The sequence below is a fragment of the Flavobacterium sp. 1 genome, assembly GCF_002797935.1.
Lineage (GTDB): Bacteria > Bacteroidota > Bacteroidia > Flavobacteriales > Flavobacteriaceae > Flavobacterium.
Genome location: NZ_PGER01000001.1, coordinates 2,247,934 through 2,270,813, shown reverse-complemented (window position 1 = coordinate 2,270,813; position 22,880 = coordinate 2,247,934). Strand labels below are relative to the sequence as shown.

19 protein-coding genes are annotated in these 22,880 nt (G+C 35.5%); 15 read left to right on the top strand and 4 right to left on the bottom strand.

All coding sequences use genetic code 11. The features are described from left to right. The first annotated feature begins 350 nt into the window (after nt 1-350). The 9 genes from CLU83_RS09030 to CLU83_RS08990 all read left to right on the top strand — a co-directional run bounded on the left by CLU83_RS09030 (nt 351) and on the right by CLU83_RS08990 (nt 13,266). Nucleotides 351-1,199, top strand: a complete 849-nt coding sequence (locus tag CLU83_RS09030) for a hypothetical protein (RefSeq protein ID WP_100431297.1) — start codon at nt 351-353, stop codon at nt 1,197-1,199. A 2-nt stretch (nt 1,200-1,201) separates the two neighbouring features. After that, a complete protein-coding gene (locus CLU83_RS09025; protein ID WP_100431296.1) occupies nt 1,202-1,774 on the top strand; it encodes a hypothetical protein in 573 nt (190 codons plus the stop codon). Between the two features lie 191 nt (nt 1,775-1,965). Then, complete coding sequence (locus CLU83_RS09020; RefSeq protein ID WP_198512274.1) at nt 1,966-3,054, top strand: hypothetical protein; 1,089 nt, start codon at nt 1,966-1,968, stop codon at nt 3,052-3,054. A 181-nt stretch (nt 3,055-3,235) separates the two neighbouring features. Then, nucleotides 3,236-3,628 carry a hypothetical protein gene (locus CLU83_RS09015; protein WP_100431295.1) on the top strand — a complete coding sequence of 131 codons (393 nt, stop codon included), beginning with the start codon at nt 3,236-3,238 and terminating at the stop codon, nt 3,626-3,628. A 2-nt stretch (nt 3,629-3,630) separates the two neighbouring features. Next, a complete protein-coding gene (locus tag CLU83_RS09010) occupies nt 3,631-4,305 on the top strand; it encodes a hypothetical protein (protein ID WP_100431294.1) in 675 nt (224 codons plus the stop codon). A gap of 118 nt (nt 4,306-4,423) precedes the next feature. Further along, on the top strand, nt 4,424-4,903 hold the full coding sequence (locus CLU83_RS09005) for a T9SS type A sorting domain-containing protein (protein WP_100431293.1): 480 nt from the start codon (nt 4,424-4,426) through the stop codon (nt 4,901-4,903). A gap of 11 nt (nt 4,904-4,914) precedes the next feature. Then, nucleotides 4,915-5,802 carry a DUF1566 domain-containing protein gene (locus CLU83_RS09000; RefSeq protein WP_100431292.1) on the top strand — a complete coding sequence of 296 codons (888 nt, stop codon included), beginning with the start codon at nt 4,915-4,917 and terminating at the stop codon, nt 5,800-5,802. A gap of 135 nt (nt 5,803-5,937) precedes the next feature. Then, nucleotides 5,938-12,342, top strand: coding sequence for an HYR domain-containing protein (locus CLU83_RS08995; RefSeq protein ID WP_100431291.1), 6,405 nt, complete (start codon nt 5,938-5,940; stop codon nt 12,340-12,342). 3 nt (nt 12,343-12,345) lie between these two features. After that, nucleotides 12,346-13,266: a PorP/SprF family type IX secretion system membrane protein gene (locus tag CLU83_RS08990; protein ID WP_100431290.1), complete on the top strand. Its 921-nt coding sequence runs from the start codon at nt 12,346-12,348 to the stop codon at nt 13,264-13,266. Between the two features lie 6 nt (nt 13,267-13,272). Here the strand turns inward: CLU83_RS08990 and CLU83_RS08985 are convergent, their stop codons facing one another. From CLU83_RS08985 to CLU83_RS08970, 4 genes are all read right to left on the bottom strand, one after another. After that, nucleotides 13,273-13,914 (bottom strand): response regulator transcription factor, encoded by a 642-nt coding sequence (locus tag CLU83_RS08985; RefSeq protein ID WP_100431289.1) that lies wholly within the window; start codon nt 13,912-13,914, stop codon nt 13,273-13,275. Between the two features lie 3 nt (nt 13,915-13,917). Further along, a complete protein-coding gene (locus CLU83_RS08980) occupies nt 13,918-16,065 on the bottom strand; it encodes a tetratricopeptide repeat-containing sensor histidine kinase (RefSeq protein WP_100431288.1) in 2,148 nt (715 codons plus the stop codon). Nucleotides 16,066-16,280: 215 nt separating this feature from the next. Then, complete coding sequence (locus CLU83_RS08975) at nt 16,281-16,754, bottom strand: hypothetical protein (protein ID WP_100431287.1); 474 nt, start codon at nt 16,752-16,754, stop codon at nt 16,281-16,283. A gap of 285 nt (nt 16,755-17,039) precedes the next feature. After that, nucleotides 17,040-17,912 (bottom strand): AraC family transcriptional regulator, encoded by an 873-nt coding sequence (locus CLU83_RS08970; RefSeq protein ID WP_100431286.1) that lies wholly within the window; start codon nt 17,910-17,912, stop codon nt 17,040-17,042. Between the two features lie 162 nt (nt 17,913-18,074). Between CLU83_RS08970 and CLU83_RS08965 the strand changes: the two genes are divergently transcribed. The 6 genes from CLU83_RS08965 to CLU83_RS08940 all read left to right on the top strand — a co-directional run bounded on the left by CLU83_RS08965 (nt 18,075) and on the right by CLU83_RS08940 (nt 22,841). Then, the gene (locus CLU83_RS08965) at nt 18,075-18,524 is read left to right on the top strand and encodes a nuclear transport factor 2 family protein (RefSeq protein ID WP_100431285.1); all 450 of its coding nucleotides are present in this window, start codon (nt 18,075-18,077) and stop codon (nt 18,522-18,524) included. 127 nt (nt 18,525-18,651) lie between these two features. Continuing rightward, entirely contained in the window at nt 18,652-19,050 is a 399-nt protein-coding gene (locus tag CLU83_RS08960; RefSeq protein ID WP_100431284.1) for an MmcQ/YjbR family DNA-binding protein, read from the top strand. A 2-nt stretch (nt 19,051-19,052) separates the two neighbouring features. Then, nucleotides 19,053-19,406 carry an MmcQ/YjbR family DNA-binding protein gene (locus CLU83_RS08955; RefSeq protein WP_100431283.1) on the top strand — a complete coding sequence of 118 codons (354 nt, stop codon included), beginning with the start codon at nt 19,053-19,055 and terminating at the stop codon, nt 19,404-19,406. Nucleotides 19,407-19,661: 255 nt separating this feature from the next. Next, the gene (locus tag CLU83_RS08950) at nt 19,662-20,645 is read left to right on the top strand and encodes an AraC family transcriptional regulator (protein ID WP_100431282.1); all 984 of its coding nucleotides are present in this window, start codon (nt 19,662-19,664) and stop codon (nt 20,643-20,645) included. Nucleotides 20,646-20,954: 309 nt separating this feature from the next. After that, nucleotides 20,955-21,878: an NADP-dependent oxidoreductase gene (locus tag CLU83_RS08945; protein ID WP_100431281.1), complete on the top strand. Its 924-nt coding sequence runs from the start codon at nt 20,955-20,957 to the stop codon at nt 21,876-21,878. Nucleotides 21,879-21,923: 45 nt separating this feature from the next. Continuing rightward, nucleotides 21,924-22,841 (top strand): NAD(P)H-binding protein, encoded by a 918-nt coding sequence (locus CLU83_RS08940; RefSeq protein WP_100431280.1) that lies wholly within the window; start codon nt 21,924-21,926, stop codon nt 22,839-22,841. The last annotated feature ends 39 nt before the right edge of the window (nt 22,842-22,880 follow it).

Genomic DNA, 22,880 nt, shown 5'->3' with positions numbered 1-22,880 from the left:
CATGTATTTTGCTGGCAGTGATAATGTTGATCTCTCTTTTTTCAAAAACTATTGTAATTAGCTACGGAGCCTATATGTTTGTTGGTTGTTTGATTATTAACTTCCTGCTTTCTCTTTTTACAGACAATTACAGGTATTTTATACTGCATTGGTTTTTATCATCAATCAGTTTCTTTACTTTCTGGTGTGTACTAATTTACATTTGTGGCCGTTACGGCAAACCTTATAATGGAGATAGTGGAATAATACTTTTGTTGCCTGGTTATTTTTTACCACTTCTCATATTTATTTCAGTAGTAATAAAACTTGTCAAAATGGTAATACAAAGATTTTAAATAAATTTTAAACAAATGGGAGAAGATATCAAAGAAATAATAGGGATGTTAATCGTCCTCGTGCTGATTATTTCGGGTGTGCAGTGGTTTTTTGTACGATTTACACATTGGTCGGTTGCGCTGGTGGTTACAGGTTTGATTGCATTTGTTATTTCATTCTTTTATGTAACACTGTCACATGCCACACCCAATGGAGGCAGTAATGGCCCAAACGGTTCGGAATTTATCACGCCAACGCTTGTGGTTTTTTCTGTATTGTTTTGCGGTTTTTGCTTGGTTTGTTATTTAAGTAAAAGCCAAGTACCCAAAACGGCTTTTGTACTCCCTTTGAGTCTAATTGCATTAATTATGATAGGTCAATTTGTATATCATTACATTGAGGAGGCTGAGTATATATCATATCATTACAAATCATTCAGTATATGCCAAGTTGAGGTAAAAAATGAGTCGGGTAGCATGCCAATTGCACATAAAATTATTTTTACAAACACGTCCGATTACTCCGAAACCTATATCCAACTGGAGTCAGACACAGAAGAATTGAACAAAGATGAGGTTCTTATCTACAACCAACCTAATTTGAGGAATATTCCAAGATTTGCCAACAAAATTACATTTGAGTGTTTTTTGGATAAAACCAATAGTATGCCTTTGCAAGAGTTTCAGTTTGATTACAGTTTGTGTAAGGAAAAGGATCTCCCAAAATCAGGATTACTCGACAATCTCAGCTTTTGGATTCACGAAAAAGGCATTTTACCCATAAAAATATTCTTTCTTCCTGGAAACAAAGTCGATTTATATATAGACAATCGCTTGGTAAAACAATATCAGTTGAAAGGTGAGAATAAGAAAAAACAAAACTAAATATGAAGACTAAAACCAAGAAATATTATGCAATGTCGGACAAAATTCCATTGTACCGTTACGATGGCACGGAGCCTGCCACATTGTTCATGCGTAGTCACAGCATGTTGATTACACATACAGGAAATCTTCTTATTGACTATACAAACGACTGTGATAATGGAGAACCTTTCAAAGGTCCTCTAATTTGTGATTTAGACGATGAAGAAGAAACAGGTATATTCCCCACTTTTTTCACCTCCCCGGGACTCATTGGAACCAAACAATTTTATAATGATCTTCTTGAAATTGGAATAGACAATATTGAGATGCATCCTGTCATTATTCGAGATCTGAAAAATGAGGTAATCATAGACAATTACCTTTTTTTAAATATTCTGGGGCGAATTGATTGTACCAAAACACTTAATGACTACGAAGTAGGAATTTATGCCAATAAAGTACCCGAACACCTGAACATGTTTTTGATAAAGGAAGACCCAGGCTATATTCTGGTTACTGAGCCTATATACAGGTATCTAAAAGCAAAATATGAAGATATTTTTTTTGAAGAGATTCAGCAGCTGGAGGAATAATATTTCAATAAATTCAGATTTGGTCTTAAAAGAACTCATTCAGCTTGCTCTTGATATTTTGAAAGAAAAGCAACCCGACATCCCTATTCATACCGATGATTGAAACAATCAACCTTTACATACTAATTCCTATTTTTCTTTTTGTCTTTTTTTTGTTACCGAAAACCGTGAATTCCTCAAAATATAAATTTATGTTTCGTAATACGATATTAAGTAAATCGAAAAAGTATGAATTGGCACCAGTGCTTCGTGGGCGTGTGTATTATCCGCGCTACTTTTATATTCCGTCCGTAAAACAATATATAGTTTATTCGGATCTGGATGGAACGGGACCTTTTAGAGTATATGAAAAGGAAACCAAGCCTTATGGGAAAGCCTACTCGCTACTGGATGAAAACGGAAACAATATTGTTACATTCGAAACGCCCCTGTCCTTTTCCAGCCGAAGTGGTTGTTTCTATGGACCAACTTCATACATCCCATTATTAGAAACAGGAAAAAAAGATGCTCTTCCTTACAATCAAATACACAACTCAAAATTGGATTTGGGCGCAAGAGATTTCGAAAAACTTTTTATACAATTATACACTTCAGCCGAATATATAGAGTTTATAAATCTTCGGGTTATGGGAGACCAAATTCATGAAGCGGGTGTGGTTTTTAAACGCCAAGGCAAACTAGAAATTTTGCTTTCGGGAGTAAGAGACAGTCGCATGATTTGTTGTTCTCAAGAAAATAGAACGACTAATAATCGGGAGGATTATTATCTGCCCGATATTTCAAAAAAAGAAACCTTCCCACAATCAGAGCCTTCGACAGAAATGATTTCGCTCGAAACTAGCGATGCGAATCCTTTTGTGCATTGTCGAACAGGTTTATTTCGGGAGTTTCAAATCAAAAAACACATCGGTATTTCTTCTAGTAGGAATGGAATTCCAAATAATGTACTTATAGAAGCTTGGAGTACGACTTATGTACGTTTTAAAACAAAAGGCGAGACTTTTAGAATCAAGATTTTAAATGTCGAAAAATTTGGACCTGTCTATAATTTAGGGCTTCGTACTTTTCAATTGCCTGCAACTATCCGCACTAAGAATTCGCTAGTATTTATGGAATCAGTACAAGATTGTGGCGACAACCGTTTGGGTGGCGGTGTGTTTGTGGTGCGTCCCGCTACAAATAAGAATCCATCGGAGGATATACCATCGGATATGACGGAAAAACATTTCAACTCACTGCCAATAAAACTTCAGGAAGAGTTGATGAGTCCTGTTACTTAAATTTTGAAAGTTTTTTAGTAAAATAGCAATAGGAATGGGCTTTAGCAAAAAAAAATAATTTAAGTTTAGGCTAAAACCTCCAGTACAAAATCACTATAAATAGTGAGTGTTTCTAAAAAACACAAGATTAGATTTGCATTATAAAAGTTTAACAATTAACTAATAATAAAAAATTTAACCTATGGGATTAGCAGAAAAACGTACAGCAGAATCAATTAAAACAGAAAAACTTCCAGCTTTTGAAGCAAAACTAAAAGACAAAGCAGGTTATGATATTAAAGTTGATATCAACTGGGATACATTTACCGCTTATGATCAATATCCACTTACAAGATTAGATATTGTTTTTGATGATTTAGAGTCATTCGTAAAAAAAATATGTTCTGATGATATGGGGAAAGAGGCTTTACAGGACAAAATGTCAACCATTCAATTAACCAATTCAGATAATAATGATGATGTAAAAATGGAATTGAAAGACAAAACATTAGCATTGACAGTTCAATTAGTACAAGGATCTTTTAGTTCTCAAACCGATTCTCAAATTGCCAACTATGTAGAAGCTTTATTGTAATTATGATTGCCTCTTACAAAAAAAATCTGTTCAAAGACTTCTCCAGTTGGTTTACAGAACTTGCTGATTTGGCTCAAAATACAGAAGATAATTCCAGTTTACCCAAACTGGAATTATTGTTGCATACAGGAAACACGCTTCGTGGCAGTATTATTCATTCCAGAAAAACGGCTAACGAGCATTTATTGATGATTTTGGGAATTCCCGATTCCTATTCAAAATCCGAAATTACTTTGGTCTCTAGTAGCCAAGTTGTAGCTCTTACACTCGTCGAACCTAGTCATTATTTAAAGTTTTTTGCCGCTCCCGAAAACACAGCTATCGTTGGAAGTTTGGAACTGAAACGAGCCATCAAAAATAGTGAAACCGAATTGGAAAAAATCATCGGAGAGAAAACCCAATTACTTTTAGATGTTGATTCTTTTCCCGAAAGCTCACGTGGTGATGTATTGCGCGCCATTGGATATCTTCCCATAATTTTTGAAACCCTCACTGCAGATGAATTGGGTAAAAAACTGGTTCAAAACGCCATTAAAAATATTCAAATTACTATTGGAACAACCAATACTACTATACTAAACGAGCAAACATTACTGCTGGAAATCCTTTCGCCTTTATCAATTCTTGAATCTAAAGAGAAAGAGAGAATAAAAACGGCTATTGAAAATCTACTATAACAAAAAAAAACTCAATATCTATTTTTTTGAAAAAAGAAAATTTGACTTTATAAAAATGCAATGCTTTTAGATTTGCTGAAAAAAAACGGATAGATTGTAATATAAATATTTAAGCATTATGAAAAATAGATTTTTTATTCCCTTACTGCAGCTTGGATTGGGAATTGCAACCGCAAATGCACAAAGCAATACAACGGCTTCGGGTAAGAATATTTTGGGTACAGGTGGGAGTGTAAGTTATTCTGTGGGGCAAATGGTGTATGCTAACATTATCGGTATTAAAGAATCTGTGGTTACTGGAGTACAACAGCCTCTTGAAATTCAAGTTGTATTGGGAAACCAGGAGTTTGATATAAAGTTAGAGGGAAAAATATATCCTAATCCAACTACCGATGTGTTAAACATAGTTATAGAAAATACCGAAATTATAGGTTTAACGTATCAATTATATGATTTATTCGGAAGATTACTTTTAGAGGGTAAAATTCAAAATGAAAAGACTGAAGTTGAAATGTCAGGATTTAGCCGAGCAAGTTATTTGTTAAACGTAAATCAAAATAATAAAATAATGAAAACATTTAAAATTATTAAAAATTAGCGTCTAATATTATGAAAAAAATACTGATCATTATAGCAATAATAGTACTAATAAGTACAGTTTCTTTTGCCCAAGCACCAAATAAAATGAGTTACCAAGCCGTAATTCGTAATGCAAATAATTCGCTAATTAGCAATCAAACAATAGGAATGCGAATAAGCATTCTGCGTACCTCGGACACAGGAACTCCAGTGTATGTAGAAACACAAACTGCAACCACAAACGCAAATGGTTTGGTTAGTGTTGAAATAGGTACTGGAACAGTAACGTCAGGTACGTTTGCTGCTATAAACTGGGGAGCAGGATCTTATTTTATAAAAACAGAAACTGACCCAGCAGGAGGCAGTTCATATACTATTTCTGGATCGAGCCAATTGTTGAGTGTTCCTTATGCTTTGTATGCTAAAAATTCGAGCAGTACAGTGTCTGGTTTTGCCCATTATCTTGGTGAACCTTTTAATGGAGGCATTATTTTTGAAATTTACCGAGGAAGCGATGGTTTGGAACACGGGTTAATAGTTGCCAACACAGAGACAACAGGAGTTTGGCTAAATGGTGCTGGAGGTTATTGGTTTGGTGCCGACCGTACTGAAGATGGTGCTTATAATACTTCTTTAATTACAGCAGGAACAATACCAACCTATATTGCTACTCTGGGAACTGGTTGGTATTTGCCTAGCATTGATGAATTAAGTTTGTTGTATCAACATCGTTTTTATGTTCAAAAAACATTACGATCAGCGGGCAACACCTTATTGCCAATAGACGGTACTTCGACTTATTGGAGTAGTACCGAACTTTTGGCTAGCATTGCAGAAGCTTTTTATTTTGGCGGAGGATCTATTGTTTCTACATCAAAATCAAATTCAAACAGAATACGTGCTATAAGAGCTTTTTAGTATCTTGCAGCATAATGAAGATATAAATTACTCTGAATAATCTTCTTTTCAAAATACAAAATCATCATTTATAGTGATGGATATGATTTTTTCAACTTTTAGTTTTGCTTTTTAAATTAAAAGGAAAATTTCACAATGAGAAACAATGTCATTTCAGTTCAGAAATCACGAATATTTTATGTAATCACGATTCTTTTTTTGTTAGCTAATAGTCTGGTTTCCTATAGCCAAGGCTGTCCCGAAGTCCCAAAATCCATTCTAAACGGAACCAATGGTTTCTCTATTGAAGGAAAAGCTTCTGCAGATGAACTTGGAACGACTACAAAAAGTGCAGGAGACATCAACCACGATGGAATTCCAGATATTATGATTGGTGCTCCTGGCGCCGATTTTGGAGGATTAAATAATGTTGGGGAAATTTATGTTATATATGGAAAAGCAGGTCTTTCAATAAACAATTTTGATGTTACAGCCCTTGACGGAACCAATGGCTTTGTGATTCGGGGAGTTGTTGCTAATGAGAAATTAGGAACTACAATAAGTACTGCGGGAGACCTTAATAATGATGGTATTGATGATATTATTGTAGGAGATAATTTTGCCACACAGGGAACGGCATTTGTTTTATTTGGCTCAGCTGCAGCTTTTCTACCATTGTATAATAGATCTGATTTGAATGCTTCCAATAGTGTTGTTTTTACTGCAAATTTTGTTGCAAATACCTATGTTATTGATGTGAGTACTGCTGGAGATGTCAATAAGGACGGAATTAATGATGTTATCATAAATGTGGGTACAGGATCGTATGGACAGTATTTTATTGTTTTTGGTAAATCTGGAATTTCAAGTTTGAATAGCAACTCTTTAAATGGTACTAATGGGTTTCGTATCGATGGATATCAAATCTATTATTCAGGATGGTCTTCAATAGGAAGAAATGCAGGGGATATTAACAATGATGGTGTTGATGATTTAATTTTAGGAATTTCACATTACAATGAAGGAAGTGTTCAATATTCTGGAAGAGCTATAATTTGGTACGGAAAAAGTACGGCTTTTGCTCCATTATATGGATTAGGCACCATGACCGCAACAGATGGTACAGTTATAACAAATGACGGAGCTTTTGATTATGAAGCGCTCGGAACATCAGTAGCGTCTGCAGGAGATTTTAATAATGACGGTATAGATGATGTTGTTGTTGGAGCACCGGGCAAAAAGATTAATGGGTTGAGTTCAGTTGGCGAAGCCTATATTGTTTTTGGCAGAAACACTCCTTTTCCAGCCACTTTTCCCACCAGCAGTTTAAATGCAAGTACAGGAGTTGTGTTTCAAGGGAAAAAAGCCTTTGGCGAATTGGGAACTGTCGTTAATAGTTTGAAAGATGTCAACAATGATGGTAAAGACGATGTAATCATAGCTTCACGCAAAGGTGGATTGGCTCTTAATGGTGCCGTTTTTGTTGTTTTCGGCGGTACAACTGCTACAGGAATCCTAAATGAAAATATGATTTTTGGCACTAAAGGTTATCAGGTATTTAATGATGATAAGTATTATAGTACGGATTATTTTGGTCAAGATGCAGGAGGAATCGGCGATTTTAATAAGGATGGAACCAATGATTTTATAGTTGGTTCTATACCAAAATCCTATTCGCCTTTGGTAAACGGGAACGCTTATGTTTTTTATGGTGAAAAACTTAACCGTATCGATAACGAAGTTCCCACTATAAGTAGTCCTCAAAGTGAAAGATTATTATATGTAAATTCAACATTACCCAATTATGTTTCTTTTTTAGATAATGTATATGATAATTGTACAGACAATATGGATTTGATTTTCACTCAAAATCCACCACAAGGTACTTTGTTTACAGCTGATACCAATGTGACTATTACAGTTGCAGATAAATCGGGAAATACTAACTCCTGTACTTTTTTGATAAAGGTAAGAACTGATATGGTCGAAATTAATTGTAAAACCACTACTCTTGATATAAGTGATCTTAATGGCAACAATGGTTTTAGAATTTACGGAGAAATAGCCAGTAGAGAAGTTGGTTTCAGTGTGAATTCAGCTGGAGATGTCAACGGAGATGGAATTGATGATTTTATTATTGGAGCTCCCGGAAATTATAACGCTAGCTATGGCAAATATTTCAATGAATTTCGAATTGTCAAAGGAGCAGCTTATGTAGTTTATGGCACTTCGGCTGGTTTTCCTCCCAATGTAGATTTAGGATTGCTCAATGGCACAAACGGGTTTGCTATTCGAAATGACAATCCATTCCTATATTCCACCGCAACAGGTCATAAAGTAGGGAGTGCGGGAGATATAAATGGAGATGGAATTGGAGATTTTATGATTAGTGATCCTTTTCGAGATCAATATAATACGGGTTCCCAAGTCGGTTACACTTATATTGTTTTTGGAAAAGCAGGTGGTTTCCCAGCAGAATTCTTTTTGTCCACTTTGGATGGCACCAATGGGTTTTCACTTATTGGATCAGATGACTCTGAAGCTGTGGGGATTAATACAGATAAAATAGGAGATATAAATGGCGACGGAATACAAGATATAGCTGCAATTACTGGTGGTTCTAGTGCAGTAAACGGAAAATGTTTTGTTGTCTATGGTTCGCATTCTACATTTCCTGCAGTATTAAGAACCAATCAAATTAATGGGACTAACGGTTTTTCAATACAAGGTGATGCTACTGCTGGTGCGGTTGGAGATGCCATTTCGGGCTTAGGAGATATAAATGGAGATGGAATTTCGGATATGGGACTAGGCGGTTATAACGGAAGTGGTCAGATTCGCAAATTTGTCATTTATGGACGTTCTTCAAATTTTCCAGCGGTATTTGATCTATCTACGCTAAATGGCAGCAACGGGTTTGTTCTGGAAAACAGCAGTAATCCTTTGGCTTCTTATCTTGGTATTTCAAAGGCAGGAGATATCAATGGCGATGGATATAATGATATAGCAGTTGCCAGAGATTATATCCTTTTTGGTGGCACAACTATTCCTGCATTAATGGATCTAAAAAATTTGAATGGGACTAATGGTTTTAAAATCACTAACATTTATTGGGGAGATTCATTTGGTACTGCGGGAGATTTTAATAAAGATGGATTTGGAGATTATGTTTTTCAAAATGGTCCTGATTTTAATATATTATTTGGGAAAAATATCTGGACTCCAATAGTTAACCGTGCTACGCTTGGTGCTAAAGATGTGCTTATAATAAGTTCTGATGGTTCTTCGGCTAATTACTCCGTAAATTATGCTGGAGATGTAAATAATGATGGTATAAGCGATATAATTATAGGAAATAGTATTGATTCTTATGGAAGTTGGCTGCGAATTAATAGATCACCTGGTTTTGCCTATGTAGTTTTTGGAAAACAAATTGCTCCAGACACGGAAAAACCAGTAATAACCGATTGTCCAAATAATAAGGTTTTGGCTGTTGGCTCAGCAATACCAAATTACAAAACAGACATCACAGTTACGGACAATTGTGACAGCAGTCCTGTAGTTACACAAGATCCAGTAGCAGGAACTATTTTTGCAGGCGGTTTACAAACCATAACGCTTACCGCTACTGATGCTAAATCTAATTTTTCTACTTGCAGTTTTACCATTTCATCCGTTGGAGATACACAAGCACCAACGATAATATGTCCTTCCAATCAGCTACTAGCTTGCGGAAGCGCAACAATCCCAAATTATATAAGCATGGTAACGGTTTCTGACAACACAGACCCTTCACCAACAATCACTCAAAGTCCCGCAGCAGGAAGTCCTTTTGTGTCTGGAATGACAATTACAATGACCGCCAAAGACGCTTCGAATAACACCCAAACTTGTAGCTTTTTGATTAACGCTTCCGCAGATGTGACTAAGCCAGTCATCACCTGCATTGGCAACCAAACATTATCTTGCGGTACAACAATTCCAAGTTACATTCCATTAATCACCGTGACCGATAATTGCGATGCTTCACCAACAATCACTCAAAGTCCCATAGCAGGAAGCCCTTTTGTGGATGGAATGACAATTACAATGACTGCCAAAGATGTTTCGAATAACACCCAAACTTGTAGCTTTTTGATTAATGCTTCCGCAGATGTGACTAAGCCAGTCATCACTTGCATTGGCAACCAAACATTAAGTTGCGGTTCAACAATTCCAAATTACATTCCATCAATCACTGCCACTGATAATTGCGACGCTTCTCCGACAATCACGCAAAGTCCAGCAGCAGGAAGTCCTTTTGTGTCTGGAATGACAATTACAATGACCGCCAAAGACGCTTCGAATAACACCCAAACTTGTAGCTTTTTGATTAACGCTTCCGCAGATGTTACAAAGCCAGTCATCACTTGCATTGGCAACCAAACATTAAGTTGCGGTGCAACAGTTCCAAATTATATTCCATTAATCATTGCCACTGATAATTGCGATGCTTCGCCAATAATCACGCAGAATCCAATTGCTGGAAGCCCTTTTGTGTCTGGAATGACAATTACAATGACCGCCAAAGACGCTTCAAAGAACACCCAAACCTGCAGTTTTTTAGTTAACGCTTCCGCAGATGTGACTAAGCCAGTCATCACTTGTATTGGCAACCAAACATTATCTTGCGGTGCAACAGTTCCAAATTATATTCCATTAATTACAGCCACAGACAATTGCGATGCTTCGCCAACAATCACTCAAAGTCCAATAGCAGGAAGTCCTTTTGTGTCTGGAATGACAATTACAATGACCGCCAAAGATGCTTCAAATAACACTCAAACTTGTAGCTTTTTGATTAACGCTTCCGCAGATGTTACAAAGCCAGTCATCACCTGCATTGGAAATCAAATATTATCCTGCGGTGCAACAATTCCAAATTATATCCCATTAATCACTGCCACTGATAATTGCGATGCTTCGCCAACAATCACTCAAAGTCCAATCGCTGGAAGCCCTTTTGTGGATGGAATGACAATTACAATGACCGCCAAAGATGCTTCAAATAACACCCAAACTTGTAGCTTTTTGGTTAACGCATCCGCAGATGTTACGAAGCCAGTCATCACTTGTATTGGAAATCAAATATTATCCTGCGGTGCAACAGTTCCAAATTATATTCCATTAATCATTGCCACTGATAATTGCGACCCTTCGCCAATAATCACGCAGAATCCAATAGCTGGAAGTCCTTTTGTGCCTGGAATGAAAATTACAATGACCGCCAAAGATGTTTCGAATAATTCAGAAGTGTGTAGTTTTTTGGTTATCGCTTCCGCAGATGTTACAAAGCCAGTCATCACCTGCATTGGAAATCAAATATTATCCTGCGGTGCAACAATTCCAAATTATATCCCATTAATCATTGCCACCGATAATTGCGACCCTTCGCCAATAATCACTCAAAGTCCAATCGCAGGAAGCCCTTTTGTGGATGGAATGACAATTACAATGACCGCCAAAGATGCTTCAAATAATAGTTCTAATTGTAGTTTTATTATTAATGCTTCCGCAGATATTATAAAGCCTAACATTACTTGCTCGGGAAACAAAATCCTCATTTCAGGAGCAGTGCTGCCAAGTTATATTTCTACCGTTACAGTTAGCGATAATTGTGATGCTTTACCAATAATTACTCAAAGTCCAGTAGCCGGTAGTCCTTTTACAAATGGAATGACGGTCGTGATTTCGGCCAAAGATGCTTCGGGAAATATAGGCTCTTGCTCTTTGGTCGTAAATGAAATAGCAGATATGGAATCTCCAAAAATAACATGTTTGTCTGACCAATACATAGCTTGCTCGATAACAAAAATTCCTGATTATACAACGTTAGTAACAGTTAAAGACAATCAAGACGCCAATCCTATTGTTACACAAAGTCCACTGGCAGGAAGTCCTTTTACAGTTGGGATGACAGTTACGATAACGGCAACAGATGCCAGTAAAAATAATTCAAAGTGCAGTTTCAAATTATTCGAAAATTCAGTTTCGGTAAATGCAGGCAGCGATGTTTATATTCAAGAAGGAGAACAAGTTTATCTCCAGGCAGTTGCAACTACCGAAGGAAGTTTTAATTGGAATTCAATGACAGGATTGAATAATTCATCAATCAGTAATCCTATTGCCAGTCCATTAGAAACGACTACATATACCGTTATTTTCAAAAATATTGAGGGCTGTACAGCTGAAGATGCTATTACCATTTATGTAGAACAGCGACAAAAAGACGACACAAAATATGGTTTTTCACCAGATAACGACGGAATAAATGATTTTTGGTACATCGATACAATCGACCAGTTTCCAAAAAATGAAGTCTCCATTTACAATCGATGGGGAGACTTAGTATTCCAAATAAAAGGATATAACAATACCACCAACGTTTTTACCGGTGTTGCTAACAGGAAAAGAAACCTTGGAGCCGATTTGCTTCCAGAAGGAACTTACTTTTTTGAAATAAAAACCGAAGCAGCATCTCATTTAAAAAAGCACAAGGGTTACCTTGTTTTAAAACGATAATTAATGAATCCAAATTATTTTAAGCTAACTATTCTGATTGCATTTGGAATAGTTTCCAATAGCATTCAAGGACAGCAAACGCCAATTTTTGCAAATTATAATTACAATACAGTCGTCATTAATCCTGCCCATGCGGGCTATTATGAAGATATTGACATTACATTAATAAGTACTGGTAATTTTTATTCCGTTGAGGGTGGCGCAAGAGATACGCAATTAACAGTGAACGCTCCCTTAAGATCCAAACATGTGGGGCTAGCTGCTGGAGTGTCTAGAGATCAAATAGGAGTTTCGAGTGTCACCAATTTTTTTGGCGCTTACTCCTATAAGATTTTTTTTGATTCCGAATATGCTCAAGGCAAATGGTGGGCTTATGATCCTAATATTATTTCTTTTGGAATTACCGCAGGAGCCTCCATATATGATGAAAATTTACTGGAATTAGGAATTGAAAATGACCCTAATTTTCAAGAAAACATTCATACGTTAATACCCAATATGGGCGTTGGTTTTTTGTATAATAAAGACCATATTTATTTAGGTCTCTCTGCTCCCAATCTATTTGGTTCTTCTTTATCTAATGAGACGAATCTAAATATAAAAAACAATTATTATGGGTATCTGGGCTATCGTTTTTTTACCAATCAATTTGAAGAAGTACTGATTAACCCAAGCACTTTGATAAAATGCGTCTCTGGAGCTCCGCTTCAAGTCGATTTTAATTTAATGGTTAATTATAAAAACATAGTCGAAGTCGGAGCAGGTTACAGAAGCAGTTCAGCCTTGAATTTCCTTGCTGGTTTTTATTTATTCGATCACTGGAGAATTATGTATTCGTACAACTATTCATTAGAAAGTGCTACTATTAATAACACACATAGTCTTGTTTTAAACTATCGTCTTGGAAAAGGATTTGAAAGGTAGTTTGGTTCAATCCAGCAACCCGTATTCTATAGCATATTTTACTAATCCTGCCGTGTTTTTTACATTGAGTTTCGAAATTAAATTCCGACGGTGGGTATTGACTGTATTAAGGCTAATAAAAGTTTTTTCTGCAATTTCATTACCCGTAAACTCTTGGGCAATAAGAATAAGGATTTCTTTTTCTCTATTGCTCAATTCAGTTATTTGGAGGGTTTCACTTTTTATTTTAGAATTGTTATCGTCATTTTTTTCTGTGACTTCCTTACAAAAATAAGTGGCTCCGTTTTGAATAGTTTCAATAGCGTGGAGGAGTTCTTGTTTTTCAGCATTTTTTAGCAAATAACCATCCACTCCCATACGTATGAGTTTGGCAATCATTTGTATGTTGCTGTGTGTGCTTACAATCAATATTTTGATGGAAGGGAATTTTTGTTTTATAATTTTGGTCACTTCAATTCCGTCCATTTCGGGCATGCTTATGTCCAGCAATATAATATCAGGAATGGAATTTTCTATTATTTTGAAAACCGCTTTCCCGTTTTCCGCTTTCCCCAAAATGGTAATGTTTTCTTCATTTTCTAATAATGAAACGATACCTTGAAGAAACATGGTATGATCATCGGCAATAATGATTTTAATTTTTTCCATGTTTTATGTGTTGGTCTTAAAATGGGAGTTATTTAACGGAATATCAATGTTTATAATAGTTCCCCGTTTTAGCATCGAGTCAATTTCCATCGAACTAGAAATAGTACTCAATCGGCTATGGATGTTTTTGAAACCAATTCCGCCCTCTTTTTTTTGCGAATCAAATCCAATTCCGTTATCTTCAAATAAAATATTGAGGTTGTCTTCTATATAGTTCAGTTGCAAATCAATAGTGGTTGCCTTGGCATGTTTGAGCGTATTGGTTACCAATTCTTGAATGATTTTGTAAATTTCCATTTGCAGATTATCGGCTATCAAATCAATCTTCGTTTTTGGATAAGCGGAGAAGGAAGTTTTTAAGTTGTTGATTCCCGCCAGATTTTTTAGATATTCTTCCAATAGATTAGAAAAATTATTTTGACTGAATTTTTCCGGAATCAAATTATGAGACAAATCCCGAACTTGCTGATAGGTTTCGTCCAATTGTTTTTGTATGTTTTCAACGGTATCGGGTTTGGTAGAAATGGAGTTGAGCTGTAATTTTATAGCGGCGAGATTACCGCCGATGCTATCGTGCAGTTCCTTGGCAATTTTAGTTCGTGCTTTGTCCTGCCCTTTTACGGCTGCTTTTATTAACTTTAATTCTTGGTCTTTTACGAGCGAAATTATTTTTTGTTCGCTAATTTCTTTCTCATTTTGGTTAAGCAATCGTTGGGTTTTTAGTCTTTGATAGTATAAAAAAAGCAACCCAATAATCGGAATTAAAAGAGCCGTAAAAGAAATAAAAGTTATTTTTTTAGTTTGTTTTTCCGAATTAATTTCAGCTGTTTTCAGCAGTTGATCTTTTTTGAGTGAAGTAATTTCACTGGCTTTCTTTTGCGAAATATTATGCAGACTTAAAATTTTATTTTCGTTCTTCTTTTGATTAATTTCTTTTTGAAGGTTTAGGTAAGCCAACGTTTCTTCATTATTTTTCAGTTCCAATATTTTGGCTTTATTTTCGACCTGCAATACTTTTATTTCTTTTTCATTTTGCCATGTTTTGTATTTGATTTCCAACTCATTAATTTCTTTATCCTTTTGAAGATGAGCAATTGAATCTTTTATTTCAGAGGATTTATTGGTAAAATGATATGCGGTTTTATAATCATTTTGGGCAATAGAAATGTCTTTCAGGTAATTATAAATCTGATTTTGTTCATTTAAATAACCTAATTTGACGGTATCATCTAATGCGCTGGTAAAAATAATTTTGGCTTCATCTAATTTGTTTTGATCCAAAAGTATTTTGCCTAAATTCAACCGCGCGATAATGGCTATTTGAGGCAATTCGTTTTTGTCGGCAATTTTGATGGTTTCATTAAATAAAGGAATGGCTTCTTTTATTTTGTTTTGCAATTGATAATTGGTTGCCAAACTAATGCATACAACTGCTTTTCCTTGGTAGTTATTATTTTTTTCGCTTAGTATTTTTGCTTTATGCAAATAGGAATTTGATTTATCAAATTCCTTCCATTCGCTATAAATATCGCTAATATTGATGTAACTTCCCAGAATTATTTCAGGATCCTGCTTCTTATAGTCCAGACATTGTTTAAACAGTTTGAGTGCATTTGTATAGTCGCCCAAATCACTATAAATTAGTGCTAAACCGTGCAAATGGGTATAATACAATTCGGTTTCTTTGTGTTTTTGGGAGGCTTCAATTCCTTTGAGATGCCATTTTTTGGATTCGTCCAAAAGTCCTTTTTTTCGGTTGTTGATTGCCAATAAATTATACCCCACGGCATACAGTCGATTCCGAAGAGAATCATTGTCAATGACATTAAATTTTAAGGCTTGATTGGTATAAAAAAGAGAGGAATCAATGCTGGATTTATTATTAAAATAATGAGCTAAAATTAAGTTGGCATTAATTAAAGTACGTTTTATTTTAGATTTATTTAAAAGCAGGTGTGCGGTTTTGTATGCTTTTTTGTCCTCGTTATGATTGAGTAAATTAAACGCTTCGTCCGTAATTTTTTTTTCCTGAAGTTCAAGAGTATTCGTCTTTAATCTATGATTGGAACTTTTATCTTTTTCTTGTGCTATTAAAATGTAGGAAAAAGATAAAAAACTAATTAAAATAATTTTTCGTAGTATGTGGAACATTATAAGTAAAAAATGACATTGATTTCAAATGTAATAATTTTTTCCAACTATTCAATGCGTTGACACTTAATCTAAGGCATAGATAATGTATGGAATTTAAAAAGCTGAGGGTTTACATCTATCCAAAAAGCATACAGCGCATGACTGAAGCTGAATAACAAATGTGAAATATTAAAATAGAAAGGGCTTGCAAAAATACAAAGCCCTTTTCTAAGTTAAATAATTGGAAATTGACCGGGGTTAAATCCTATATCCATCGGTCTTACAAATGAATAGTGAGAATGGATCACAAGCCAATCTCCGTTTTCAGTTTTTTGAAAGATCTCTGAAACATTCCATTCAAAGTCAAAATCTAAAGCTTTTACAAACATCTGGAAAGAGACCACAGCCACATCTTTTGTAAACTGGATCGCTACATCTTTAAAAATATATTCTTTTTCTGCAATGATTTTTCCATTTATCTTTTCGAAAAATTCGGACATTTCCTGTACAGAGTTGCGTCTCTTGACAGTTCCTGAATCCAAATATGTAAAATTATCTGGGCTGTAGATTTTAAGAAATGCAAAGGGATTACCCTCATAATATTCGTCCATCGCTATACCAAGAAGATCAACAATTTTATTTCCTTCAATTTTTTCTTTCTCACTTAAAAGTTCGAAAGAAGGTGCAAATACTACTTCGTGTTTCATTTTTATAACTTTTTATTAAACGGTGTACAATAAAGAAGAAGAACAGAGCATCAAAATATTCTGTTGATTTCTGTTGCAAAGTTAGGAAGAGAGAAGTTTTGAAATGTATCACAAAATCGGAGAGAAATGATACTTTTCAATCAATCATAGTGAGAATACAATTTTATTTAATGAAGTGAATTTGCAACGCTAACAGTTTTTAAAATATTACACATGAAAATAAAAAGTGCTGTCATTTGACAACAAGCTGACGGACTATTTTAAAATTATCAACGAATATGGCTGCTATTTGCCCAACTCCCTGTATTTTCTAGGGGTAGTGCCTGTCTCTTTTTGGAACATCCGTATAAAATAAGAGGAAGTATTGAATTTCAGTTCGCGGCTGATTTCTTCCACAGACATTGTAGTATATGAGATTAAATTTTTAGCTTCCTGCAATACTATTTTCATTATGTAAGCCTTTGCACTGCTTCCTAGTGATTGCCTAACCACTTTATTTAAATAGTTAGGGGTGATAAATAGGCGTTCAGCATAATAATTTACGTTCTGTATGGTTCTATAATTTGATTCTACCAATTCTACGAATCTTTCTGCATGTCGGTTTATTGAGGTGGCTGTTAGGATTTCATCTTCTAGAATAATTGTTTGCGCCCTTTCCAGCAGACCAAGCACTAAATATATCAACGCTCGTAATACATGGTCATTCTTTTCAATGTAAGTTCCAATTTCTTCCCTTATCTTTAAGAGCAGCATTATAATTTCCTGAAAGAGATTATCATTGAGTCTTAGGAATGGGGAACTTCGATGCCGGCTTAAGTAGGTGAATTTTTCCAGAAAAAGATGGTCATTGAAAAAGGAAAGTAAAAATTCTTCATCAAATACAATCGCAAATCCTTTCAAAGAACTATTTTCTTGCCATTTCCAAACATCTCCAGGAATTGAACATATCAAATCACCTTTCTTGACAAGTAATGTTTTACCATTTAATGATATTCGCTCTTCCCCATCTGTTATTAGTGTGAGGTCGTAATAGGAAAGCTGATGAACAGGCCGCTTATGTATATAGCGTCTCATTTCATCAATAGCGACAATATCTATTAACAATTCTTTTCCATACTTAGCCTTAAAAAATTTGAAAAGATGTATTGACTTACTCATATTAAGGTCTAGTATTAATGAATTTTATGGAATCTAAGTATTGAGGGAAATAAACAAACAAAATAACAAGATAGCTAGAAAGTGACATTTTTACACTGTTTTGCATTGTAAAATTACTGTTTTGTATTATTAATTTTGTATAAATAAAGAAATTTTACAGATATGAAAATTACAGGTAATTTAGATGCAGATAAACAGCAAGAGATTGCGAACCTGCTATTGAGCCTTGTTGAAGGAGCTTTAGCAAGATGGTATAAAGGAGACCCTTATGGATATTTAGAATTATATGATCAGGATAATTATTCGTACTTTGATCCGTCAAAAACTGCAAGATTGGATGGTTTTAATAATATTAAGGCATTTTATGACACAATAAAAGGAGTCATATATTCAACGGACTACTCAATTGTTGATCCAAGTGTTCAGATCTTTGATAACACAGCAGTATTCTGCTGCAACATTATTGCCCACGTAGGATCAGATATAAACAAATGGAATTCGACTGAGGTTTTTCGACTAACTTCGGAAAACAATTGGAAAATACTACACTCTCACTGGGCGTTTATGCGTCCGATGGATATTGTATTTGATCCTGAGAAAGAAATTGTATAGTGATCATAGCACAGATTTTATTTCAGAAACCAATCTGAAATGAAATCTGTAGCTTTCTAGAGAATAGCTTAGGAATTATGTTAATGATCACAAGTATTCTGTTATATAATTAAAATAGTAAATTAATATGAATGTTGAAGACTTTAGGGAATATTGCCTATCTCTGAAAGGCGCCCATGACAAACTTACTTTTAAAAACTCAAATTCAGAATATGACAAGGATTTACTTGTCTTTTCAGTAGCTGAAAAATGGTTTGCGTTTGCTAATATAGAAGTTTTTGACTTTTGCAATTTAAAGTGTGATCCTCAGGAATCTCAGGAGCTGCAGGCAAAATATGAGGAGATTACTCCTGGCTACCATATGAATAAAAAGCACTGGATAAGTTTGGGGTTTAATGGCAAAGTTCCCGATAAGCTCATTAAAGATCTGGTTAGAAAATCTTATGACCTAGTGGTGGCTACACTAACTATGAAGGAAAAGCAGGATTTGGAAGATACCACTCCCAGCAGTAAGAAAAATGTTTAAAAATGAATATTGAACAATTTCGTGACTATTGTCTTTCGTTTGAACAGACATCCGAAAAAATGCCCTTTGCAGGATTTTTTAGAAATTCAAAATCCATTCTTGTATTCTATGTAAAAAACAAAATTTTCTGTCTTTTAGATATTGATTCATTTGATAGTATCACTATAAAAAGCGATAGTTCGAAAATTGGAGAATTAAAGCAAAACTATAGTGCCATTAGCAAGCCATTCAATCTCAGCCATAAGCATTGGGTCAGTGTTAAGTTTAATGAGGATATCTCAGATGATGAAATAAAGTTAATGGTTAAAAATTCTTATGATTTGGTTGCAAAATCAATGGGTAAGAGAGATCGGTAATATCTTCATCACCTAAGTAATGGTAAAATCATTAAAGATTAATGAGCTTGTCAATTCAAAATACTATCTGTTCGGTAAAAGCACTACTTAGCAGTATTATTTTTCGCAGATTGGCAATGGCATTCTTTTCTCCCAACTGCTTTATCAGTGCCGTTAGTAAAAGTATTTTTTTAATTAATTGTATAAAAAGCAGATCCATGAATCTTTTTATTGCAGTTTTGAAGTAATTTAGTGATTTAAATATATTTTACTGAAATGATCTTCGAATTTACGACAGCCCCTGGATTTGACTTTATTACATTTTTTGCAAGACATATCAATGCTCCTGTAAGAGATAATTTCATGGAAATCCCAAATTCATTGGGAGAAGGCTATGTTCGTAAAGTTGGCTTTGGAAGTGATTTTAAATTAACGATACATCGCTATACATTGAAAGAAGATTTAATTATCAAACGCAATCCTTCCCCAGAGACCAGCAGTGTACGCACTTTTTTCTTTTATAATACCAAACAGGATCTTGAATTAAAATATGAGAATGAAGAGAATATACCATTTTCTCAAAAAAATGATGCTTCCATACTCTTATCTACAAATGACTTAAGGACAGAAATCCGTTTTCTTGCCAACATTAGTATCCAATATGTTGTAGTTGCAGTTGCTGTCGATAGACTGCGCTCGATTCTTTCCATTGAAAACCCTAATAGTACAATTAAAACCATCACAGGGGAAAACGCTTCATTTCTCTTTTTCGAAAGTTTAGATACAGAAATGCAATTGCTTCTTAAAAATATTGTATCGGTGGATATGAACAACTCCATGAATAATTTCTATGTACAAATTAAGGTTCAGGAATTGATGTACCTGCTTTTTAGCAAGCTGTCACTGAGAGAGAATACAACTTTTAAAAATATAAATAGTAATGATGCAGAAAAACTTTTAGTTATTCGGAACGAAATTCTGAGTGACCTGAGCACACCGCCTGTTTTGGGTGAATTAGCTGTTATTGCTTCGATGAGCGAAACCAAACTCAAACAGCTCTTCAAGCAGACATTTGGAGATACCATTTATAACTATTATCAGAAAGCAAGAATGGAAGAAGCCGCCTTTTTATTGAAGCAGGCCAAACACTCCGTTTCTGAGGTAGGCTATGAATTGGGATTTTCAAATCTTAGCCACTTCAGCAGGCTATTTCAGAAGCAGTATGGTATTACACCCAAGAAGTATTCTTATACTGCATAATTTTTTTTCTCTACTTTTAATCTTGTTTGTCGGATAGGACTATTCTTGTGTCTTTTTCGGTTATTTTACCTATTAAATAGCTTTTAAATTTGTCCATGTAATTAAGCATGAAAAAATGAAAAAGTTATTACTCCTTTTAGAAAGGCTTCTTAAAATCAAAAAATAATCTGGGTGATGGCCCTCCATAATCAGAAGGGACTTTGTTAGCTGTATCGAAAAAAATATTCTCCTTAATCATTTTAACTGCAACTCATTGTATTCTCCGGATGAACAATACTAAACTGATTATTCAATTTATACTTTAAAATAATGAAAGCAATCCAATACAGAACTTATGGAAGTTCAGATGTAATAGAACAGGTTGAAGTTCCAATTCCATCAATCCAGAGTGAAAATGAAGTCTTAATCAAAGTTAAGGCAGCAGGCATAAATCCGATCGATATGAAAATACGAATGGGAATTATGAAAGAGACCCGTCCTGTAGAACTGCCTTTTATACCGGGCGGTGAAGCCGCTGGAATAATTGCTGCCGTTGGCGCAGGTGTAACCAAATTTAAGGTAGGTGACCAGGTCATCGCCCTAACAAGGAAAAACGCTTATGCCCAATATGTGAGTGTAAACCAAAATCTTGTTTTGCCAAAACCCCAAGGTCTGTCCTTCGAGAAGGCAGCATCAATTGTTGTCACTATAGGAACTGCACAATCGGTGCTATTCACAGAGGGGAAACTAGAAAAAGGCCAAAAAGTTTTAATCCAGGGAGGCGCCGGCGCTGTTGGCGGTATTATGGTGCAAATGGCAAAAGCCGCAGGCGCATACGTTATTGCAACTGCATCTGGTGATGGCGTGGCTTTGGCAGAAAAACTTGGTGCTGATTTAGTGATTGATTATAAGTTACAGGACCTGACCAATATTGCTCGGGATATTGACCTTGTGGCAGATACTGCTGGCGGGGAGGCTCAAGGGAAGCTTTTTCAGATTTTAAAGCCTGGCGGCAAACTATTGAGTATCGCCACACCGCCCTCACAGGCACTGGCAGAGCTATACAATGTGAATGCCTATTTTGTAGCTTCAGATATATCGGCTAAGACCCTGCAGAACGGAATTGAAATGATAGAAGCTGGAAAATTACAAACAGTTGTTTCCAAAGTATTTAAGCTTGAAGAAGCGGCCATAGCCCAGGATTTCCTGACGGCCGGCGGAGTAAACGGCAAGGTTGTTCTCGCTGTAGAATAAAAAACACTAAAAAGCGGTAAAAATAATTTAAAACAAATAAAAAAAATGAAGAGTAAAAAAGTCATTGTTGCAGGAGCAACAGGAATGCTGGGAAGTCAGATCGTAAAAGAATTGCTTATCCAAGGTGCAGAAGTAACTGCGATGGTCAGAGCAAGCAGCGATAGAAGTGCACTTATCAAAATGGGTGTCAAAAATTTTGTAATCGGAGATATGATGGATGCACCTTCTCTAAGGCAGGCTCTTTCCCCTAAGCATGGTTTTGATGCCATAGTGGCCAGTGCGGCAGGATATACACGCAGAAAAAAAGGAGACAGTTCTAAAACAGATACAATCGGTTACCGAAATCTGGTGGATGCTACCAAAGAAGCAGGAATTCCACGTTTTGTATTGATTTCCATTCTTGAATCTGATAAGGCCAAATCAGTACCTCATTTTTACAATAAATATCAGATAGAGAAATACTTGGCAGAAAAAAAGCAGCCTTTTATTGCCTTAAGACCGGGGGCTTTCCTGGATCAGACACCCGATTTTATAATCGATAAGATTACCAAAGGAATACTGCCGACCTTCCTGACAGGGACTTACGGGATTATCTATACCCCGCAGCTAGCCAAATATACTGCCATGGCAGCCGTTACTTTACCTGATAAAGAGCTGAATACATCCATTGATGTAGGCTGGGATAGGCCGGTAAACGAGAAGATATTATTGGCAGCATTTACAAGTATCCTTAAAAAGGACATCCAGGCCAAGGCCGTTATTCCGCCATTTGCACTGAAATTTATCCTGCCGGTCATCGCAAAATTTAGCGAAAACATTCATGATATGCGTCAAATGATTAAGTGGATCGATACTGGTGTGTATATCAGTACAAATCCACAAAGGCAAAAAGAACTTTTTGGAGAATTGCCAACTGTTGAAGAAAGTATCGGACAGTATTGCCGTGATCGAAAACTGATCTAAGAGAGGTTCCATTAAAGACAACTTACATACAACTACAAG

Excerpts from the sequence above, each read along its gene's own strand:
- CLU83_RS08995 (WP_100431291.1), top strand. The coding sequence starts at position 5,938 with ATGAGAAACAATGTCATTTCAGTTCAGAAATCACGAATATTTTATGTA.
- CLU83_RS08985 (WP_100431289.1), bottom strand. The coding sequence starts at position 13,914 with ATGGAAAAAATTAAAATCATTATTGCCGATGATCATACCATGTTTCTT.
- CLU83_RS09010 (WP_100431294.1), top strand. The coding sequence starts at position 3,631 with ATGATTGCCTCTTACAAAAAAAATCTGTTCAAAGACTTCTCCAGTTGG.
- CLU83_RS08990 (WP_100431290.1), top strand. The coding sequence starts at position 12,346 with ATGAATCCAAATTATTTTAAGCTAACTATTCTGATTGCATTTGGAATA.
- CLU83_RS08955 (WP_100431283.1), top strand. The coding sequence starts at position 19,053 with ATGAATATTGAACAATTTCGTGACTATTGTCTTTCGTTTGAACAGACA.
- CLU83_RS09015 (WP_100431295.1), top strand. The coding sequence starts at position 3,236 with ATGGGATTAGCAGAAAAACGTACAGCAGAATCAATTAAAACAGAAAAA.
- CLU83_RS08945 (WP_100431281.1), top strand. The coding sequence starts at position 20,955 with ATGAAAGCAATCCAATACAGAACTTATGGAAGTTCAGATGTAATAGAA.
- CLU83_RS09020 (WP_198512274.1), top strand. The coding sequence starts at position 1,966 with ATGTTTCGTAATACGATATTAAGTAAATCGAAAAAGTATGAATTGGCA.
- CLU83_RS08980 (WP_100431288.1), bottom strand. The coding sequence starts at position 16,065 with ATGTTCCACATACTACGAAAAATTATTTTAATTAGTTTTTTATCTTTT.
- CLU83_RS08965 (WP_100431285.1), top strand. The coding sequence starts at position 18,075 with ATGAAAATTACAGGTAATTTAGATGCAGATAAACAGCAAGAGATTGCG.
- CLU83_RS08960 (WP_100431284.1), top strand. The coding sequence starts at position 18,652 with ATGAATGTTGAAGACTTTAGGGAATATTGCCTATCTCTGAAAGGCGCC.
- CLU83_RS08975 (WP_100431287.1), bottom strand. The coding sequence starts at position 16,754 with ATGAAACACGAAGTAGTATTTGCACCTTCTTTCGAACTTTTAAGTGAG.
- CLU83_RS09005 (WP_100431293.1), top strand. The coding sequence starts at position 4,424 with ATGAAAAATAGATTTTTTATTCCCTTACTGCAGCTTGGATTGGGAATT.
- CLU83_RS09000 (WP_100431292.1), top strand. The coding sequence starts at position 4,915 with ATGAAAAAAATACTGATCATTATAGCAATAATAGTACTAATAAGTACA.
- CLU83_RS09025 (WP_100431296.1), top strand. The coding sequence starts at position 1,202 with ATGAAGACTAAAACCAAGAAATATTATGCAATGTCGGACAAAATTCCA.
- CLU83_RS08940 (WP_100431280.1), top strand. The coding sequence starts at position 21,924 with ATGAAGAGTAAAAAAGTCATTGTTGCAGGAGCAACAGGAATGCTGGGA.
- CLU83_RS09030 (WP_100431297.1), top strand. The coding sequence starts at position 351 with ATGGGAGAAGATATCAAAGAAATAATAGGGATGTTAATCGTCCTCGTG.
- CLU83_RS08970 (WP_100431286.1), bottom strand. The coding sequence starts at position 17,912 with ATGAGTAAGTCAATACATCTTTTCAAATTTTTTAAGGCTAAGTATGGA.
- CLU83_RS08950 (WP_100431282.1), top strand. The coding sequence starts at position 19,662 with ATGATCTTCGAATTTACGACAGCCCCTGGATTTGACTTTATTACATTT.